The 20,789-nt window shown below is 43.1% G+C and carries 17 protein-coding genes; 12 read left to right on the top strand and 5 right to left on the bottom strand.

The features are described from left to right. Positions 1 to 186 precede the first annotated feature (186 nt). The 9 genes from N482_RS16400 to N482_RS16360 all read left to right on the top strand — a co-directional run bounded on the left by N482_RS16400 (position 187) and on the right by N482_RS16360 (position 14,129). Complete coding sequence (locus N482_RS16400; RefSeq protein WP_063378046.1) at positions 187 to 1,143, top strand: ABC transporter substrate-binding protein; 957 nt, start codon at positions 187 to 189, stop codon at positions 1,141 to 1,143. Positions 1,144 to 1,164: 21 nt separating this feature from the next. Further along, entirely contained in the window at positions 1,165 to 2,175 is a 1,011-nt protein-coding gene (locus N482_RS16395) for a FecCD family ABC transporter permease (RefSeq protein ID WP_081228015.1), read from the top strand. After that, on the top strand, positions 2,172 to 3,245 hold the full coding sequence (locus tag N482_RS16390) for a FecCD family ABC transporter permease (RefSeq protein ID WP_063378045.1): 1,074 nt from the start codon (positions 2,172 to 2,174) through the stop codon (positions 3,243 to 3,245). The genes N482_RS16395 and N482_RS16390 overlap by 4 nt, the downstream gene beginning before the upstream one ends. 8 nt (positions 3,246 to 3,253) lie before the next feature. After that, complete coding sequence (locus N482_RS16385) at positions 3,254 to 4,084, top strand: ABC transporter ATP-binding protein (protein WP_063378044.1); 831 nt, start codon at positions 3,254 to 3,256, stop codon at positions 4,082 to 4,084. 23 nt (positions 4,085 to 4,107) lie between these two features. After that, a complete protein-coding gene (locus N482_RS16380; RefSeq protein ID WP_063378043.1) occupies positions 4,108 to 4,983 on the top strand; it encodes an ABC transporter ATP-binding protein in 876 nt (291 codons plus the stop codon). Between the two features lie 9 nt (positions 4,984 to 4,992). Further along, entirely contained in the window at positions 4,993 to 8,607 is a 3,615-nt protein-coding gene (locus N482_RS16375; protein WP_063378042.1) for an ABC transporter permease/M1 family aminopeptidase, read from the top strand. Positions 8,608 to 8,872: 265 nt separating this feature from the next. After that, entirely contained in the window at positions 8,873 to 11,020 is a 2,148-nt protein-coding gene (locus tag N482_RS16370) for a TonB-dependent receptor (protein ID WP_063378041.1), read from the top strand. 98 nt (positions 11,021 to 11,118) lie between these two features. After that, positions 11,119 to 12,255 (top strand): saccharopine dehydrogenase NADP-binding domain-containing protein, encoded by a 1,137-nt coding sequence (locus N482_RS16365; protein ID WP_063378040.1) that lies wholly within the window; start codon positions 11,119 to 11,121, stop codon positions 12,253 to 12,255. Further along, the gene (locus N482_RS16360) at positions 12,252 to 14,129 is read left to right on the top strand and encodes a hypothetical protein (protein WP_063378039.1); all 1,878 of its coding nucleotides are present in this window, start codon (positions 12,252 to 12,254) and stop codon (positions 14,127 to 14,129) included. Before N482_RS16365 ends, N482_RS16360 begins: the two co-directional genes overlap by 4 nt. A gap of 101 nt (positions 14,130 to 14,230) precedes the next feature. Here N482_RS16360 and N482_RS16355 read toward each other — a convergent pair whose 3' ends face one another. From N482_RS16355 to N482_RS16340, 4 genes are all read right to left on the bottom strand, one after another. Beyond that, positions 14,231 to 15,142, bottom strand: coding sequence for a helix-turn-helix transcriptional regulator (locus tag N482_RS16355; protein ID WP_063378038.1), 912 nt, complete (start codon positions 15,140 to 15,142; stop codon positions 14,231 to 14,233). Between the two features lie 561 nt (positions 15,143 to 15,703). Further along, positions 15,704 to 16,144: a hypothetical protein gene (locus N482_RS16350; protein WP_063378037.1), complete on the bottom strand. Its 441-nt coding sequence runs from the start codon at positions 16,142 to 16,144 to the stop codon at positions 15,704 to 15,706. 47 nt (positions 16,145 to 16,191) lie between these two features. Next, positions 16,192 to 16,434 carry a hypothetical protein gene (locus tag N482_RS16345; protein WP_063378036.1) on the bottom strand — a complete coding sequence of 81 codons (243 nt, stop codon included), beginning with the start codon at positions 16,432 to 16,434 and terminating at the stop codon, positions 16,192 to 16,194. Between the two features lie 100 nt (positions 16,435 to 16,534). After that, positions 16,535 to 17,032 carry a hypothetical protein gene (locus tag N482_RS16340; RefSeq protein ID WP_063378035.1) on the bottom strand — a complete coding sequence of 166 codons (498 nt, stop codon included), beginning with the start codon at positions 17,030 to 17,032 and terminating at the stop codon, positions 16,535 to 16,537. 110 nt (positions 17,033 to 17,142) lie between these two features. Here N482_RS16340 and N482_RS16335 point away from each other — a divergent pair, with 110 nt between their 5' ends. The 3 genes from N482_RS16335 to N482_RS16320 all read left to right on the top strand — a co-directional run bounded on the left by N482_RS16335 (position 17,143) and on the right by N482_RS16320 (position 20,205). Beyond that, positions 17,143 to 17,442 carry a helix-turn-helix domain-containing protein gene (locus N482_RS16335; protein ID WP_081228013.1) on the top strand — a complete coding sequence of 100 codons (300 nt, stop codon included), beginning with the start codon at positions 17,143 to 17,145 and terminating at the stop codon, positions 17,440 to 17,442. Positions 17,443 to 18,497: 1,055 nt separating this feature from the next. Then, positions 18,498 to 19,295: a tetratricopeptide repeat protein gene (locus N482_RS16325; protein WP_063378033.1), complete on the top strand. Its 798-nt coding sequence runs from the start codon at positions 18,498 to 18,500 to the stop codon at positions 19,293 to 19,295. A gap of 310 nt (positions 19,296 to 19,605) precedes the next feature. Further along, a complete protein-coding gene (locus N482_RS16320; protein ID WP_063378032.1) occupies positions 19,606 to 20,205 on the top strand; it encodes a DUF998 domain-containing protein in 600 nt (199 codons plus the stop codon). A 56-nt stretch (positions 20,206 to 20,261) separates the two neighbouring features. On the opposite strand, the gene N482_RS16315 is transcribed toward N482_RS16320, so the two are convergent. Continuing rightward, complete coding sequence (locus N482_RS16315; RefSeq protein ID WP_063378031.1) at positions 20,262 to 20,756, bottom strand: hypothetical protein; 495 nt, start codon at positions 20,754 to 20,756, stop codon at positions 20,262 to 20,264. Between the last annotated feature and the right edge of the window lie 33 nt (positions 20,757 to 20,789).

Below are 20,789 nucleotides of genomic sequence, written 5' to 3'. Positions count from 1 at the left end.
GTCTGTTGACCTGTCAGGATTAAAATCTGTCCCAACTAGGAGCTGTAAGTGCAGCTTCTTTTTCTCAACCACCTTATAAAAATTATCTCTTATGGGGAAAAGAAACCCGATATGGGTAGTGTTTAATAAGTAACCACTGCAAAATAAGCCAATTTACTTCCATAAATTTTTCGCAAGGAATCGCTAATGCGCCGCTTTATTTTGCTGTTTTGTGTGTTCTTCTTCGCATTGTTATCTCACAGCGCGAATGCTCAATTCCCCGTAACAGTGAAAGATGACCGCAACAAACTGGTCACCATTAACTCAGCACCTAACAAGGTCGCAGCTGTTTCAGTATTTGGTGCTGACTTACTCAATGCACTAGGCATGCAAGCCGTGGGGATTTCTACACTGAACCACCAATTGTCACCTTATCTTGGCGCTCAGACCAAGCACATGGTCGATCTTGGGGAAATTCACGAAACAAACTTAGAAGTACTCACCGCACTCAAACCCGATCTTACTATCGGGCTGCGCACTTATACCGAGCCCTTTGCGACAAAGTTTGAAGAAATTGGGCACTTTTTAGCATACGATTTAGTCACCAAAGCAGACTCTGACCGTGCGATACGCTCTGCTGCGAACGCTTTGGGTAAGCCAGCACAAGGTGAAGAGCTAAACCAAGCATTTAATGGTCTGCTAAAACGCTATTCGTCAGCGCCACTCAAACAACAGTCAGTGGTGTTTTTATGGCATTGGTCGGATGTACCCTATGCCTTTTTTGACCATCATTTCACCATTGAAATGATGCATGCCCTAAACGCTAAAAATAGTGTCGGTACCTCACCACAGCCAAATTTAAAGAAGTTTGATTCGGCCCCTATTTCGATGGAGTCTTTACTAAAGCTCAACCCTGATGTGATCATTTCCTTTAAAGGTGAAGCGGGGCCATTCAAAGCGCACCCTGTTTGGCAGCAATTAAAAGCCGTTAAAAATGGCCGAGCCTATCGTGTTGCCGATCATTACGTCATGCCTCATGGCCCTGTTGCAAGGCGTTTAATATTGCAGGAGTTGGCACACCTTTTTCATCCCGATAAATTTGCAGCGCCTAGCGCTTTGGTAAAAGAAGCGCGGGCTATGACAATGCAGTTTGGTGATTTATAACGCTTACTTAGACTCACTATTATGAACTTTGTTGTTTCACGCTCAGCCATTTCTCCGATTGGATTATCTTTAGCTGGCTTAGGTATTTTAATGCTTAGCCTGCTTTTGTCGGTTTCCATCGGCGACTATCAACTCTCACTAAGCGAGGTTTGGTTGGTGCTTATCGCCCCTTCAGACTCCCTTGCTAGCTTCGTCGTTTGGGAGTTGAGAATGCCTCGCTTGATTTTGGCAATCATTGCTGGAGCAACTTTGGGGATATCCGGTGCCATCATTCAAGCAGTAACCCAAAATGAACTTGCTTCGCCCTGTTTGGTCGGGGTTTCGTCAGGCGCTGCACTGGCGATTGTCATGGCCATCGTATTTACCGGTTTGAGCACACGCTATCATTTTTTTGCAGGTATCCTAGGTGGTGCAACCGCTATGGTAATCACACTATGGCTATCTTGGAAACAAACATTAGAGCCTGTAAACCTCATACTATCTGGCTTGTGCATTTCGTTATTTTGCGCAGCGGCAACGACTTTGCTGTTGATTTCAGTGAGCACTGATACGCGGGGCCTATTTTATTGGCTGCTGGGCAGCGTCGCCAACCGTACTTGGCAGCATGTATCGTTATTGGCACCTACCGCCTTAATCGGCTTCGTATTTTGTGTTTTTTTAGCAAGGCCTTTAACTGTGTTGCAACTTGATTCTGCGGTGGTAAAAAGCATTGGCGGGCAAGTAAAGCGTTGGCGTATTCAAGCCTTGGTAATTGCGGTTGTACTCACTTCTGCCACAGTTTCAGTCACGGGTCCAATTGCCTTTGTTGGGCTGGTTGCTCCGCATCTATGCCGTACCTTGCTACCAAAGCACTTAGCTTATGATTACCGTTGTGTTTTATTTGGTAGCGCCATGAGTGGCGCGGTGCTTGTAAGTGTCTCTGACCTATTGGCAAACTACCAAGAGATCCCCGTCGGCATTTTATGTGTGCTGTTTGGCGGTCCGAGTCTCGTATGGTTGATCCGCTCTCGATATCAAAAGGCGTCATTATGAATCAATCGTTTGCTACACATACGCCGTTGAGCACGAAAGCTTGGCCGTTTTACGTACTAATGATGGTATTGACCGCACTGCTTATCAGCCTATTTATTGCAGCCCTGTGTATGGGCTCAGTCCCTCTTTCATTAAATGAAGTTTGGCAATCCCTTAAAGCCACGGCAATCCTTACTAGTGAGTCCGATATACTCTGGCAGTTACGATTACCACGCTCTGTACTGGCGATGGTTGTCGGTGTTCATTTTGCGCTAGCTGGGCTAATTTTACAGGCCGTTATTCGCAACCCGCTCGCAGATCCGAGCATATTAGGCGTAAATGGAGGAGCAAGCTTAGCCATTGTGTTGTGCTTACTGGCTGTTGATTATGTGCAGTTGCATTTACTCAAATTAAGTGACGCACACTTTGACTTTGTGTGGCTGCCCACTATCGCCCTACTTGGCGGCGTTTTAGCAACTGGCTTAGTGTTAAAGCTTAGCTGGCGACAGCAACTACAACCCAATCAACTTGCACTCAATGGCGTAGCGATTGGCGCTGTGCTTAATGCGCTGGTTATGTGGGCAATTTTAGCCTGGGGTGGAAACCGCACAGAGACCAGCCTCATTTGGTTGGCAGGCAGTTTGTATGGCAGAGACTTTAGCCAATTGTATTTGCTCTTACCTTGGACATTTGTCGGCGTAGTTGGTTGCTTTTTGCTGCTAAGACACCTTGCAATACTGCAACTTGACAGCGAAGCCGCACAAACCTTAGGACTCAATGTAAAACGCTGGCGATTAGTTAGTTTATTTATCGCAGTGGCACTGGCAGCAAGCGCTACTGCCGTCACGGGGCCACTCGGATTCGTAGGCTTGATAGTGCCTCATTTTGCCAAAGCGTTACTCGCCCGCTTTGGCTTAGGAGCTAGCCTGCCACACCTTATGATCATGTGTATTTTATCCGGTGCGGCGCTCACACTCGCAGCCGACATCGCCAGTCGTACACTCATCTCGCCTTTGGAGATCCCAACAGGCACGCTCACTACCTTGATGGGCATTCCCATCTTGCTCCTGTTGATCCGCCGTCAAAGTTAGGGTATACCATGCTACAAGCAGATAAAGTCTCTTTAAATTATCAACATAAGCCTGTACTACAAGATTTATCGGTCTCAATTGCGCGTCGTCAAATCACTGCGATTGTTGGCCCTAACGGCAGTGGTAAGTCAACATTACTCAAACTGCTTGGCGGTCTCTCTAAACCAAGTGAAGGTGCTGTATCACTAGAGCAAAAGCCACTGTATAAATGGCGTCCAAAAGCTTTGGCAAAAAAGCTCGCGTTACTCGGACAAAGCCCACTGGCTCCTAGTGGTATGCTTGTCAGGCAACTCGTGGGACATGGCCGATTTCCATACTTAGGATTGTTCAACACTTTATCGCACATCGATCAGCACGCTATCACGTGGGCACTGCGAAAAACACAGCTTGAGCACTTGCAAAACCAGCCTCTAGAGTACCTTTCTGGAGGTGAGCGACAGCGTGCTTGGCTAGCCATGGCACTGGCACAGCAATCAGAGATTTTGCTGCTAGACGAACCCACCACTTATCTCGATTTAGGGCACCAATTTCAGCTCTTAGATCTATTAAAGCAACTGCAAATTCATGAGCAAAAAACCATCGTGATGGTGCTTCATGATATTAATCAGGCCAGTCAGTTCAGTGATCGTATTATCGCCCTTAAAAATGGCGAAATTGTAGCTGACGGTACACCGCAACAAGTAGTGACAGAGCAAATCATCAAACAGTTGTTCAATATTGATGTTTCCGTTGTGCCCCAACGTTACGGCAAAACAACTAAGCCGCTGTGTTTACCAATTGACAGCCACAACCAGATAACCCCTAACTCAGCGGTGCCATTGCGCAGCGCAGCAATCTAAAATCAACAACAGAAGCCAGTGAGATGGAATTAGAAATTCGCGACGTATCAAAAACATATTCAAATGGTGTACATGCACTTAAAGCCGTCAACTTAACCATAGGCAAAGGGATGTTTGGCTTACTTGGTCCAAACGGTGCCGGTAAAAGCAGCATTATGCGTACCATAGCCACATTGCAAACACCGGACAGCGGAGAAATACACTTTGATGGGCAAAATATATTTGCAAACCCGACTGAGTTTCGCCGTCAACTTGGCTATTTGCCCCAAGATTTTGGCGTTTATGCAAATGCATCTGCTACTGATATGCTGGATTACTTTGCCCGTTTAAAAGGCATTAAAAATGCCAAGGAGCGAAACAGCAGAATAGGTGAACTTTTGGAACTCGTAAACCTCACTGAGCACTGCCATAAATCAGTAGATACCTACTCAGGTGGGATGCGTCAGCGCTTTGGCATCGCACAAGTTTTGCTCTCAAACCCAAAAGTGATCATTGTTGATGAACCGACCGCAGGCTTAGACCCAGCTGAGCGCAATCGCTTTTACAGTATTTTGCATCAGTTGACTGACAGCGCAATTGTTATCCTATCAACACATATCGTTGGCGATGTAACAAACCTGTGCAGCGACATGGGCATTCTCAACCGAGGAAGCATACTGGCGCGGGGCAAACCAGATGAACTCGTCGCATCCATTGAGCGACAAATTTGGCACAAGTCGGTCTCTCGTGATGAATTAGCCCAGCTTAGGCTCAATCACAAAGTGATTTCAACACGCATTGTTAAAGGCGATATACAAGCCACTATCCAAAGTGAGACTGCACCAGCTGCAAGCTTTACACAAAGCACTCCTGATCTAGAAGATTTTTACTTCAGCTATGTCCCTGAGCTGACGGTTTAAGGAGTACATATGTTTTTAACTAGTTTTTTATTTGAGCTGAAATATCGATTGCGCTCCGTGGCCACATGGGGTTGCTTGATAGCCATGATTGTCATGGGCTATCGAGAGATGTTGGGGGGTGAATGGGACGCACTAATGCAAAGTGGCAGAGTAGCACGTAACTCTCCGTATGCGATCTATTACCTGTTTATGTACTACACATTTTGGGCAGCAACCGTAGGCAGCGCTTTGGTGATCCCCACGCTACTTAAAGATCTGAACTCAAAAACCGCAGATTACTTGTATAGCTTTGATATTAATAGTAAACACTACTTCATCGGTAAGTACTTGGCTTGCTTGGTGATTGTGCTCATGGTGATGAGTTCAGTTGCCATCGCGATGGTGACTCTACCCATCGTATCAAACCTCTTTGGGCTCTACCCTGCCAGCGACTTCATCGCCACCTCTTGGCCACATATAATACATGCCATGCTGTTGTGGGTGGTGCCTGCATGTATTGTTTATACGGCAATTCCGTTTGCCTTAACCGCGCTCACTGGACGTGCCACGCCAGCATACGCCTCAATGATGATGGCTGTTGGCATGTTTGTATTGATCACGGCTTTGTTTGGCGACGGTGCTCCACAAGCACCTTGGCTACAAATTGTTGACCCTTTGGGCAAAGTCACTGTTGAAGGACAAATATTTTATTGGACGGCAGAGCAAAGAATGAGCCAGTTTTTGAGCTTAGACGGTGCGCTGCTTTATAATCGCTTACTCTATTTAGCACTGGCATTGGTGATACTGGCATTCGCATGGTGGCGCTTCGATTTAGCAACGTTCAGGACAAGCAACAGCCAAAAAACAGCAGCTAAACAAGGGGCAAAAACCCAGCGGCAAATACCTGGTACTGGGAAGCTAACCATGGCCCCCTTAACACTGGTTACTGACGATGCAATCACCTATTGGATCAAGTTCAGTGCTCACGCAGGCTATCAACAAGCACGGCAAATTATTACTAATAAAGCGTTTTACTTGTCGATGGTGACTCTATCCCTGATGTTAATTATCGCTGGATTAAGCTACCGCTTGCCTGGTATAGAAGGCAGTGCGGCCATTCTGCCAAAAACCCATACGCTCTTGCCCGTCTTAATTTACCCAAGTTTAATCTTCACCATGCTCGCAGCCTCTTTCTTTGTGGTTGATCAATGTCACAAAGATCATCAGCTCAATACTGCACAGCTCGTCGCTGTTTGTCCTGCTCCTGACTGGCAAGCACCATTGAGCCATATTGTTGGTGCCGTGATTGTCGCAGGTGTACTAACTCTGGTTCCGGTTTCAGGTTTGCTTGGCTCACAAATACTACAAGGCTATATAGATCCTGACTGGCAAAGTTTACTGCACTTAAGCTTTTTGGTTTTGTTGCCGTTGATGCTCGCATATGTGTTTATTGCTATCATCAGTTACGGGCTGGTGCAGTCAAAAATTGCAGCACAGGTAATCGCAGTAATGCTGTGTATTTCGCCTGCCATTTTTAATGAAACTAACGCCGTAGAAAACTTCATGTTTTTGTGGGCTTGGCCATCAATAGCAAAATTGTCAGAACTTGCATCGACTGAGCAGTTTGTCACAAGAGACCTAAACATCATGGTTTATTGGCTCAGTTTTTACTGCGTATTGTTAGTGCTTGTCAGTTGGTTGTGGCCAAGAGGTGTGATCGCACCATTTAAAGAAAGGTTAATTTCATTACCTCGAAAAATCGCGCCGCGCTCAATTTCTATTATGGTACTGGCTAGTTTGGTATTTACCTATCAGGCTTATTCCATTTATAACGAGATGATTGTAAATGGTCAGTTTAAAACCAAAGCACAAGGGTATGCGCAACAAGCGGATTATGAAAATCTATACCGCCAATATGAGACACAACCACAACCTAAAATTAGGCATGCGGACATAACCTTATCACTAGACCCAAGTGCACGCGCGCTGAATTACACTGCACACTTGTCTCTCACAAACCCCCATCAGTTTGACATCGAACACCTATTCATTAACACCGAAGAGTCAGTGTTTATTAATGGAGTCAGTGCCAATGGGCATGCTTTAACACCTTTGATTAACGACTACACGCATCAGGTCGCAATATGGCCGCTTGAAGCACCTCAACCACCCAGTCAACAAAGTGAAATTACACTATCGGCATCAGTGAAGTATCGCGGCTATCAAAATGTTGCCACGGAATACCAGGGAAACATCACCAACGATGCGAGCTACATCAACACAGGTTTCTGGCCAGCGATGGGTTTTGAGCGCAATAAAATGATCAAAGACAATGCGCTGCGAGAAAAATACCAGCTGCCTATATTAGCAGAGGACTATTTCACCCAATCGAGCACACCTGATGTTTATCAGAGCAATGATGCGGATCTTATGACCTATAAGCTGTCTATCGAAGCTCCTGTTGATCAAGTTGTGGTTGCATCTGGAGAGTTGATAAGCCATGAGGTGAGCAATACACACCACACTTTTACTTACGAAACGACCACAGCCAGTCATTGGAAACCCGCCATTGTCAGTGCACAGTACAAAACTAAACAAGCAAAATGGGTTAGCACACAGTATAAGAAAGAAGTCACCATAGAATTGTTCTATGTCACAGCTGATGATTCTGTGCTCGACATAATGCTACAAGGTGCAAAGCATGCACTTGAACAAGGTGAAGCCGTTTTTGGTGCTTACCCTTATGACAGTCTAAAAGTAGCCGCAATACCACAAGGAATGGGGGAACAAACAGTCAGTGCAAACTTAATCCTCATTCCTGAAATGTCTGCTTGGCAACACAACTATCAATCTTTACCCAAAGTTGATTGGTTAGGGTACAGCCTGCACCGTTTAGTAGCGCAAGTTTGGTGGCAAACTATCGCGATTGCCAACTCTGAAGGTTACCCTTTGCTTTCCGAGGGTATTCCAACCTGGTTTGCTCTGACAAAAGCACAGTTAAGCAGTGATGCGAGGCAACAGTTACTGTCTATCATCACTGATGAATATTTGCTTGAACGCACCAAAGAATCTAGCACGGAGAAAAGTGCGCTGACTTTAACTCAGCAACCTTACGCCATTAGCAAGTCTCAGCTTGCTGTATACGCTGCATCCCAACTCATCGGTGATACGCAATTTCGTCAGGTGATTAAAACTGTGTTAGCCCAATACGAAGACCACAGAGGCCTGAAATTTGTTTCCGCTTCACATTTGTTCAATAAATTGATGCATTGGGTTCAAAATGATCGACACAAGGCCCAATTACAGGCTTTGTATCAGCAAGTGGTGCTACATGATTTCACGGTTCGAAGCGTACAAGTTGACAAGCTTGATGACAATTACTATAGCTTAGTTGTAAACCTTAAAGCTGTTAGGATTGAACAAGGTGAGGCAGGGGCATCCCGCGTGCCCTATTCTGGGGCGGCAACAATCAACTTGCATTTTGCTCCAAGCGATAACACCCCAACGCATGTGCGCGATGTGTATTTTAATAATGGACAAGCTGAGTTGAGAATGCTGTTACCGAGGCTTCCTAAAAAGCTTTTCATTAACGAAAATGGGGCATTTGTAGACATTGCGTACAGTGACAATGTGCGACAACTGTAATCCCCCTTTACAAAATGGCTACTAATGAAAATGCTGATTTCAGTAGCCTTTTATCAACGACCAACTTCCCCTTAAAAAAACCCGCTTAGAGGGGGTAATGACCCTTTTCGGGTAGTGACCAAATACCCATACTCACACAATAACGGGCAATAAAAATAGGGCCAGCCGATAGGCTGCTGTATAGGCAGTAATCATAAACTTCCGATGCAGTAATACATAACGCCCAACTACTCTACTACTCGTTGTTATTAGGAGCTCACTGAATATGTCTCGCAATAAGCTGACACCTGCTGCCGATTCTGGTCACTCGCTTTCAACACTTAGCCGTCACGTTTCACGTGCAATACTCGCACTTAGCTTAGGGGCAACTTATTCTGTTTATGCAGATGAGCAAGCCGCACAAATCGACTTAGAGCGTATCGAAGTCACCTCTGAAAAACGCACTGCTAACATCATGGAAGTGGCATCTAGTGTTACCGCAATTTTCGGTCAAGAGTTAGCTGATTCCGAAGTTTATTCAATCACAGAACTAGGCCATGAAATTCCGAGCTTACACGTATATAGCTGGGGTGGCAGAAGAGATAGTAACGTCTTTATTCGTGGTATTGGTCCAGGACTATTTACCGAGCCCACTGTCGGTTTCTATGTTGATGGCGTAAATTACAGCAGTAACAGTATATTTGACTTGGACCTTGTAGACATAGAGCGTGTTGAAGTCTTAAGGGGCCCACAGGGTACACTTTATGGTGGAAACTCCCTTGCTGGTGTTATCAATATAATCACCAAACAACCTGATGAAGTACAAGAATTTAAGGGCACATTTTCGGCAGACAACTTAGGTTCTAAGCGAGTTCGCTTAGGCGTCAATACCCCACTCAATGAAGATGACTTATTCCTAGGTATGTCTGTATCTGCACATAACGCCGATGGCCATATTGAAAATACATACCTTAACAAAGACTTTGGCGCACGCGATGACATCAGTGCGAGAACAAAACTACGTTGGGTGGCATCCGACAACCTTGAAGCCAACTTTGTTGTGGACTACGAACGCTTTCGTGGAGATTCCTATGCAATGGGTCTTATCAAGAAAATCAAAGCAAACCCAGATCAAGTAGAACATGATTTTGAAGGGGTAGATGATCGAGATGCACTGGGCGCGTCAGTCACGCTAGATTATGCTGGTGACAACGTGGATTTTATCTCCATTACAAGCTGGCGAGACTGGGACAACTTCAACACAGCAGATCAGGATACGGGGCATAACGCTGGGTATCAGTTCCATAGTAACTCTACCGAAAAGTTTGACCAACTTTCTCATGAAATGCGTTGGAGCTCAAAAAATACTGAAGATTACCATTGGCTAGTTGGCGTATATGCCTACAAGGCAAACACCCATAATACGACCAGAAATGACTTAAACTTTGCCGCGATGTATCCAGGCAGTGGCCCTATGGTTGACCGCTCAATTACTATTAAAGACGATCAAGCATGGGCTGCATTTGGACAGGTTGATTATGCAATCACCGAGGACATCACAGTCATCGCAGGCCTGCGTTATCACAAAGAGCAGCGTGAAGCTGACATCAACATTAACTCTCAGTCAACCGGTGTCACGACCCAGTATGATGGAGAAAAAGACTTTAGCGAAGTACTACCAAAGCTCGCCTTCTCATATCAAACGGGTAGTGATGACCTCATTTATGCCTCTTGGAGTAAAGGCTATCGAGCGGGTGGATTTGATACTTTGTATCCAAACCTAAGTAAACCAAGCTTTGAACCTGAATACAGCAATAACTACGAAATCGCCTATAAGGCCTTAGCGCTGGATAATCAGTTGAGTTTCTCATTAACGGCATTCTACATCTCATTAGACGATCAGCAAGTTCAGCAGATGTTAGAAAATACCACTGTGATCACCGACAATGCGGGTAAAAGTGCCAGTCAAGGTATCGAGTTTGAGTCTCGCTATCAACCCCATCCAGACTGGACTGTCGGCTTCTCAAGTAGCTATGTAGATGCGACATATAGTGAATATAAAAGTTTAAATTTCGCAACTGGCGTAGTAGAGGATTACTCTGATAATCGTCTGCCGAATACACCAAAGTTCAGCGCAAACTTATCAATCAGCAACCGCACTGAATTGACCAGCGACTACACCTTGTTTACACAGCTAGAAAACATTTACATGGGTGAGCATTACTTTGATGCGGGCAACCAAATGAAACAATCTGCATATCACCTGTTAAATGCCAAAGTCGGTCTTGAAACCGAAAATTGGTACGCACACTTGTGGGTAAAAAACGCCCTCGATGAATATTACTCAAAAGTTGAATTTAACTTTGGTTTCGGTGTGACAGCAGAAGCTGGCAACCCAAGAAGTATCGGCCTTACTGTTGGCACCAATTTCTAAATCGAAAAATAGCAAGCAGTGGTGCAAATACTTTGCGCCACTTTTTACTTTAGACAACACGATATCAATGCGTTGATACGCTTAATAAGGGAGTTACCATGCAATCTCAATCTGTGTTATTGCTCGGTGGTACTGGTCAAGTAGGCTTAAAAGCAGCAGAATACCTGCTCCAGCATACCGAAGCAACGCTCACATTCGCCTCGCGTAGAAAAGCCTCATTGCCCAGTGCAATTTTGCAATATCAAGACCGTATAAACACCATTCAGCTTGACGCTCAAAATACTGAAGAATTAAAGGTCCACCTCAAGGGGATAGATCTGGTCGTCGCGTGCGTTGGCCCGTCAGGTATCATCGGTGACCAGATAGTACTAGCGTGTAAAGAATTAAATGTACCAATCATCGACGCAGGTGGCTATGACCCAGTTTATGCATCGCTCCATGCCCATGAAAAACGCAAAGTCAGCGAGGTGCCGTTAATTATCAACGTTGGCTTATTACCTGGCCTTTCAGGTGTTTTCCCTGCTTATCTTATTCAGCAAAAAAGTGGTGACAAGACCGTAAAATCGCTGGAGGTGCAATATGTTGGCCGAGACGCGTGGAGTTACAATTCTGCCTGGGACATTATCCACGGATTAGGCGACTTTGGCCATGAACGTGGATTTTGTTACTTAGAAAATAGCCAGATTAAATCTGAGAAGTTCTCTAAAGCTGGTACTAAAGCGTACTTTCCAGAGCCCATTGAAACAGCGTCCACCATGCTTATCTACGCTGAAGAAATTGTTCAGCTCGCCAATGAAAAAGGCATTAACACAGCCAAGGTTTATGGTGCCAACCTAGGCCCTCGCGCGATGTTCGTTTGTATGGTTGCCAAAATTTTTAAAATGTATAAAAGCCATAAAAGCATCGCGCGTGCTGCTCGCTGGTTAACCAAAGCATCAGCTAAGGACATGCGAAAGCTTACGCCTGTTTATGGTGTTGATGCGCAAATAGAATGTGTAAACGGTGACATTCACCGCGGCCAGATCATTCTCGAAGATACTTACCAAGCCACCGGTTTTATTATTGGTATTACTGCCAAGCAATTGCTGAACAAGCAGATCGATAAAATTGGTCCCATGATGTTACATGAAGCAGTTGACCCAAATGATTTTATCCGCGATTTAGAACAGGCCGGCGTCGTCGCTGGCCTAACGCTCACCACAGTAGACAAAACAGCGAAGCCGGAGGCCGCATGAATAAGAAAATCATTGTATTAGGAGGTACAGGGGAGTCTGGAAGGCGGATTATTCACCTACTCACTACACGTCACCATGAACTAAAAATTAGCTGTGGCGCAAGGCGTGCTCCTAAAGATGGTGTTTTGCCAGAAAATATTGACTATGTGCCTTTCGACATTAATGACAAAACTAACTGTGTAAAAACGCTAGCGCAGTATGATTTAGCCGTAATTGCACTGGGGCCAATGGACAAGTTCGCAATGATTGCACACCAGCTATGTTTAGATGCCAACATAGATGCTGTAGATATTAATGATAGCCTGCATGCCGCTGATCAAATATTAACTCTGCATAAAAGCGCCGAATCTAAGCAACGCCTTTTGCTCACAGGGATGGGATTTTCTCCTGGCATTTCGACTCTGCTGCTGACAGAGTTGGCACATCAAAAAGCATCACCGAATGGTCACTACCAATGTCGTTTGTATATGGGCGCTGCGTATGGCGGTGGTGAAACAAGTCCGCAGGCTATTTTAGCCAGTTTCACTAACCAACTTACCTGTTGGCGAGCGGGATCACGCCAGAAAATTGGCACGCCCTGGCAAGACGGTCATCACCAATTTACCTTTCCGGCCCAGAAGAAACCGGTAGATTTAATCCCGTTTGCTACACCTGAGGTAGCAGGGCTTGATAGCGTACATGTTGCCGATGATTTGGACATAAAACAACTTGATAGCCGATATCATATCCAACACCTTACGCTTGGATTTGCAAAATTTATGAGCAAATATCGCCTTGGTGAACGAAAGAACGCGTTTTTCTCAAACATGTTTTTCAATAATGGTCAAAAGCTCAAAACCAAAAAAGACTCAGATCCCGATACCTGTCTCTGGGTATATCCAGATAACAATCCTCACGCAGGGTTAATGTTACACGGTGTCGTTTCTTCTTATGAGCTGACCGCAAAAATGGCGTGTGTAGCGGTTGAAAGCTGGTTGAATAACGTATTTACAACCAGTTATGGCGTAAAAGCTGTTGAACATCTCCCCTATGAAACACGCCAGATCTTACTCCAAACCCTTGCACAGTACGGTGTGACCGTAAGGCATGCTGACAAGCAAAATTTCCACCAAGCAGATCAAGAGTTTGGTTGGATAGACAGTGTATCTTCAGAACCATCGAGCCTAAGAAACTTAGGGTTCAACTGGTATACGGTTTCCAATCAACACCCAAAAATGGCGAAAAGACAGCAGGAGTATCTTTATAAATCAGATATTTGGCATGCGCTAAAAGAAGCGACGAATACTTTTAGCTTTACTAAATTTGTGATCTCTACGCTTTTGGCTTGGAGTCGAGATGGCAAGCGCTTACAAAGTTGGCGAGACAAATATCAAGGTGAACACAGTGAAGTATGGAAATCCATTACCAAAGATATGAGTATGTTCACCTCTGGATATGGCAATGCGAGAGCACTCCTAGGTAAAGAAAAAGCCTATCAGCTGTACCGAGCAATGTTTTTAGAGACAGGCAAGATGGAAATGCGCTGGTTGTGGCCTAACCCAGAGTCATTCAATATGTTTGATGATAAAGAAGCTGCAATTTTACAGTACTGGCTTGCGTGGCTACGCAATTACGCAAAGCTGGGCCTCTTTACGCTAAAAGAACATCAGGAAGGTGCTCAGAAGAGCGTAATTTCAATCTCTGACTGTGCATATGCAGCCATGTTTAAAGAGCTAGGTTGCCCAGAGCTTGCCGATATGGTTAGGGAAATGGAACAGGAAGCGCTTATCTTTTTAACAAGCCAAAGTAACTTAGAAATCATTTTTAACATAAAAGATAATGGTGAGGCAGACATAACTCTCACCAAATCGCCGAAGCTTCAAGCGGTTGGTTAAAAAAGCTCATATTACAACGAGTGCGGGCTCGCCCGCACTCAATTCATTTTCGACTCGGTTTACTGACCACTTTGTCAGCACAAAGTTAAGTGGCAATTATATTAGTTGCCAACAATAGTGGGCGCTAAATTAAGCCGAGCTTCTTTTGGCAGTACACCAAATTGCTTTCTGAACGCCACACTGAAATGGCTCACATTGCTATAGCCCAAAGAAATAGCTGTTTCCGTGACATTATTGTCTTTAAGCAAGTTCATCGCTTTATGCATTCTTTCCTCTTGAAAGCAGCCGTATACCGTGTTGTTAAACAGTGCCTTAAAACCTTTTTTCAGCTTGCATTGATTCAACCCAACAGCTTTAGCAACATCTGAAATGGTTGGCGGGCTACTCAAATCAGACAATAAAAAATCTCTCGCTGCAATAAGCTGCTTTTTCTCTCTAAGTGGGAGCTGATTGCCGGTGTCCACAGACTTAAGTGCAGTCAAGTGCCAATACAAGTAGTCAAGCGTAGCAGAGTGAAGTAACAATGGTTTAGCTTCTTGCTCTCTAATCAACTTTTGAATGCGGTTTGCACAGGCGCTGACTTTACGGCTTGGGCCGCTTTGTTTAACAAAAAAAGACATGCTTTTGCCAATGTCTATACCACAGAGCTCTTCACCAGCTAACTCTGTTAGTACTTCTGGTTTTATCATGATTTCTAGGTTACTAAAATCATTACTGTGATAGGCACAAAAATTCTCACCACCGGAGAAACCAATATTGAAGTCTCCACAACCACATTGTAAAAGTTGATTGCCTACGGTCGCTTCAAACTTTCCAGCAAGGACGCTATTTAAATGAATATATTGATCGTCACCGGGAAATACATGTTTGGTATCGGCAGCACCCATATCTTGTGCCGTTGACAAACTAACAGAAAGGCCTGGCATTAATTGTACAAAGTTATGGCCAACCGTGCTTTCATTTTGCTGTTGTTCACTTGCTATGTTTATTTCAATGTCACTGCAAAAAGTCATTTTAAAACCTTATCTATCCTTCGCTGTATCACCCTGACATATCTGTTTTAAACACCTTCGAAAACCAGCCAAAAACAACCTTTCGAAGAATATTTATATTACCCAGAACCACTACATGCGATACTATATCACAACACTCATATCAATGATAATAATTTTCATTTACATTAAGATGCACAATAATTGTTCACATTTATAGCGCTCGAATATGCTACGTTTGCTGAGTATTGGTAACGAATGGCGTTCAAATTATTCACCACATCGCAACTTTGAAATCAATTATCTATGCTAACCACCGTGATTGATACAATATAACATCACACAAACTCAACTACTTCAAGACGAACTTATATCTAAACAAGTTTAGTTGTGGAATAAATTAAAAAGCTGCCAAAAACGCAATTATACAATCAGAAGAATGGCTTATATTATGAAATTTTTTATGGTGTGTTAAAAAAGAGACTTTTACATCTGTTTTATTTGAAAGGATTACCTTTAATTTTTGCTACATGATGTAGCCAAACAACATAACCCAAATCCTTTGAAGCAATATCACTGACCTTAGCTGACATTACGACTTGTACCAAACACATAACCCAGCAAGGCGGTTAAAGTTGGAAATAGCACATTGAGTAAGATCAACTGTAAAGTATCAAACCAAAATGCTCTAAATTCGCTCCTTTGCTGTGCGATTTCAGTAAACAAGCTCACTGTTTTATCTGCTTCATAGCTCCCGTGTTTGATTTCTTGCATGGACATGAAAAACTGGTATTCGCCCCAGATGAAGATACTTAAAATTACCAGCAAGAAACCGATCAGGATACAGATGATCCCCCAAGTAAGATTCACACCCGCTTTCTCTTTTCCAGTCAAAGGTTCTGAAACGGGCGCTTCTTGAGGTGTGGAATCTTGCGCTGAAGCTAAATCTATATCTTGCCAAGGCTCTCTTGTTGCGCTTTGCATCGATTCTGACAGTGTGCTGTCCTGTGCACGCAATGACATGGTCTTATACTCTTTGCTCTTCTTAATTATTATTTTGAATGATATTTTTAGATATTTGGCTTGGAAATATTATTGAGCTCCGGCATTACAAGTCTATGAATATCTTTGCCTTGCTTGTTCGCAGACAAAATCGTTCTGTCATGTACTACTTCATCCGATGCCCAATCTAGCAAAGTTAAGGCTACTTTCGTTAAGTCACTGGATTTTTTTAATCCCAGTCTACTTTGTAGTGCAGCTAAATAATCCGCATCGACCGAAAATCTTACCTCTGTTTTCTTTGCATCAGCCATAATTTCTCCAAAAAATATCCAAGTTTTATCCGATTGTAATGGAGATTTTTAGGGCGTGCAAATGAAAATACACTAGGAGTGCAAGGGGCGCTTAAGCAATTTACGATAATCGGTCGAAACTTCTTGATTTTACCAGTGCCTTTATCGACGAGTCGACACCATTTAACGTATCAACTAGTTGATCTGCCAATCCAAAATCGGACTGTACGCGGCTTTGAGCTTCATAAACCTCAATACCGTATAAAAGTTCACTCCAGCTCATCAAAAAGCCACTATTACATTTGCTACCTATGCCTTTGAGCGCAATACATACCAAAACAACACCGTGTTCATGCACTTTTTTCATTGCCCAAGAAGACAGGGCCGGATGCACCTGTTGCCTCAAATCATTGAGTCTACGGATCTCGTACTCGCCAATTTGTGCGTAAACCACCCAAACTGGCGGCCGTTTATTATATAGAGCTTGATACTTTACGACTGGATAACCTACGGATATTGGCATGGTTACTAATTCAGATTTCACTTGATTCTGAAAGCGTTGTTCAATATTTAACTTTAGCTTAATTGTCAATTTAATATCATGTTCTATCCTTGTCATTTACTTTCCCTCCATATATAGTGTTTACATAAGTTAACATTTTTATAATAAATGCTTAAACATCAAAAAATCTTTAGATTAGTAAACATTTTGACTTTTAGGGAAAGACATTGAATAAAATTGTTAGGCAACATGATGAGCAAAGCTTAAGTGACCTAAAAGTGATGCGACTTGCTGCAAACAAGACTCAAAGGGAAATGGCCGAAGTGCTTGGCACTAGTGAGGCAACAATCATAAATTATGAAAACGGCGTGAGTGATATCAAGTACAAAGACTATTTGAAATGGTCGTTAGCATGTCGATTCGACCTCAGCGCAATTGAAGAACAACTTCAAACGCTACGTACAATAGTCGTCGAAAACAATCTGCACCGCTATCGTAAAGTGAACAAACTAAAACATCAAAAGTAATGCAGACATTACGATTTAAGGTCGAACAAGCCTAAAAACTCAACAATCATAGTAAGTAAAAGGAGTCAGTAGTGGGTAACTCATCAAAATTAACTACTTTACCACCGGACATCTGCCGTCAAATTGCAGCTGGATATAAAACGAAACGGCCCACGTCTGAGCCCTCGCAACCACCACAGCCTGATAATAAGGCCAGCTGAGTCTATTCGTCATGAGCATATTTCGTATCGCCTGTGTTTTATGCCTGACACTCACGCTCATTTTTGTATACTCCTATGATTGGTTGGTGATATCACTTATCACCATTTTATCTTGCTGCGGTGTACTACTTTACAGGAAAGACAATATCAACGCGGTTTCAGTCACGATGTTGATATTAACTATGTCCCTGCTAGAGCTGCTAGTATTTAACTATATTATCCCGCTTGAATCAGATACATTACCGATGATTTGGCTAGGGTCCATAGTATACGGGGCTCAATTGATTTTATTTGCATGCACTTGCCTACTCATTTTAATGCGTGTTCGGCTACTGCAAAAACTTTTTCGCCGTAATAACGCGATTGCACCTACGTATACAGAAGGTTTGATAGCCTTATCGCTCTTCTTATCCTGCATTTTAATGGGACTTATGTTCTTAGAGAATATTATCAGAAATGCAGTAGACCTTGGCTTTCAAGGCGCTTTTTTTAGCACTTTGACAAAGCTCACTCTCATTTATGACAGCTATGAAATTTTAGCGTTTTCCATTCGCTCCATAACTTGTGCATTAATCGTCTCCATGTTTTTTGTGGTGGAAATAGATACGGACAAACTCAAAGCACACAGAGCTCGCTAGCTTGCACTGCGCCAGCATAGTCATACTTAAACCTATTAGGTTTACATAATACTAATCCCCATTTTATGAATAACATCATTTTATTGATAAATTCCGCTTAATCGAGATAATTTTGGTGACAAGCAAGTTCGTATCTGAGAAAATCCGCAGCCTCTAAAATTCCATTAGTCAGTATTCACTTACTGCAAGAATCAAAAAATTAAAACACCTAAAAAAAATGCGTTACATAATCACCACTTTCTGTTTGCTGTTTTGCGCTTTTAAAGTCGCAGCGTTAGATCATCAAAAAGGCTCTGCCTACCATGCAAAAAAACAAAATTTTAACATTGGCGATATTTATACGTTCCAGGAGAATGACACTTGGCAAACTTTAAAGGTTCTTGATACGCACAGCGACGAGGGCAATTCCACCACTGTACATGTATTGATATATCAACCCAGTACGGTAAAGCCAACACTAAAATCTTTGCGTACGACGCCAATCAAAACGTATCACGCTCCCTTGTCTCATGAGCTGTTTACCTCAGACTGGCAATACATTGGTAGTTCAACTCCCCTTAGCGCTGAATTAAAGCCATATATTAACTACCTAAAACACAACAACTTCACGAAGTATGCAGCAGCCACAGGCCAAAAAGTAGAAGACTTAATTTTTAGGGCTAATACGCAATACACAAAGGGTTACGCACTCAGTCAGGCTGCTCAATATGAACAAGCGATAGAAGCATATACACAAGCCATTAAAATATTTCCCTTATATCACGAAGCCATTGATAACATAGGCTTTGCCTATATGGATATGGGCGAGTTTGAAAAGGCCATTGAATATTTCGACCACTCACTTAGTGTGTATCCTCAAGGAGTCACCGCGCTCTATTATAAAGGTATGAGCTATATCAACTTAGAAGATATCAATAATGCAATTGAGACTTTTAAACTCGGTATAGAGAGCTTCCCTCAGCAAAAACAAGCTTTTGAAGAAATGTACCACTCACTTCTTGAGCTTATTCACTAAATATTAAAAAAGGAGATGAGCAAAGCCGCTCGTCTCTAGCGCCAAATCAAGTTCAATGTATAGCAGATTTACCGTACAATGAATGACATACCAACGTTTACAAAAGCTGGTTATTCAAAACACGTTTAAAAGCTTACTAAACATACCCCATTTCTAAATTACTATATTGCCTAGTAAGCCTTTAAGTTGGTCGATAAGAATGCGTCAAGCATCTGATAGTCAAGCCGAGTATGATTAAACTACCTCTTTAATTCGCTCAGGTTTAGCCTAACAGACGCGCACTATAACTTTAATAACAAGGAGCAAGGAATTGTTTGAAAGCATCGCTTTACTGAGTGGATTTATATCTCTAGTTTGGATAACAATCGGCGTCATCGTGGCCGCAAAGTTTTACCCAAACTACTGTCATTATAATCAATTTTGCAGCGAACTTGGTGCAACCGGTAGCCCCACTGAAAAGCTATCACCACTCATTAATAACTACCCATTAAGCGCATTGTTCTGTCTATTTGGTTGGTCAATCACTCAACAGTTTGATGACAGCATGCTACTTTCAATTGTAGGCTGGTTGATCATTATTCATGGTGTCGGTACATGGATGGCGGGCTTTTCCCCCATGGATAGAGACCCTTACACTAAATCCCCAAGTATACACTGTCAAATTCATTCATGGGCAGGGTTTATCATGTTGATATCACTGTTAATTGCCCCATTGTTAGTGGCATTTAGTCAGTTGCCTTTTGAATTTCGCGTATTTTCAATCGCCAGTGCCATTCTTGCTGTCTATTTCTTAGTAAAAATGGTAAAAGCCGTTAAACAGCAACGGAATGTTGGCTTATATCAACGGCTATCCTATTGGGCTAAATTAGTGTGGCTTGCTGGTTTGTCACTGTTACTTTGGAGCGCATAAAAAAGACCAATAAAGGGCAATCTACCTGCCCTATTCATATGCCAAAATGCTAACGACTAAGGGCCTGTAAGTGCTTGCGTCATAAGCCCTGCACGAACGGGCTCTGCTCTGTCAAAGTGTAACTCACGGATCATTTCCATATCTTGCCACAGCAATTTGTAGCCTTGTGTGAAACGTAACTTGCGCACGCGCCTGTGCCACCGTGCTTTTTCTGTTTCTGTCGCTTTACGTAACACGCCTGCTCTACCATATAACCTAATAGCCGGATAGGTACAAAACCCACCTCGACACAAAGACTTTATCCAGTACCAAGGACTGGAGTTGACAGCTAACACACAAATACGCTCATGTTCTTTGATATTACGCGGTAGCTGTTGAGTGTATTTTTCAAAATAATACCCTTGCCCCGTTCCACACAGAATGACTGAACCTATGGGCGTCAAATGCGGCTCAGCTTCTTCGGATATACTAGCAATAGAATAATGAAATGAAGAACGAAATGCTTGTTTAAATAGTTGTTTTATTTGCGGCCAATCGGTTTCAATATCCATTTTTGTTCCTAATTTTGAACGCTTACCTATATT

Source organism: Pseudoalteromonas luteoviolacea NCIMB 1942 (assembly GCF_001625595.1).
GTDB lineage: Bacteria > Pseudomonadota > Gammaproteobacteria > Enterobacterales > Alteromonadaceae > Pseudoalteromonas > Pseudoalteromonas luteoviolacea_A.
The sequence above is the reverse complement of the archived record's forward strand: the minus strand, read 5'-3'. Positions and strand labels throughout refer to the sequence as shown.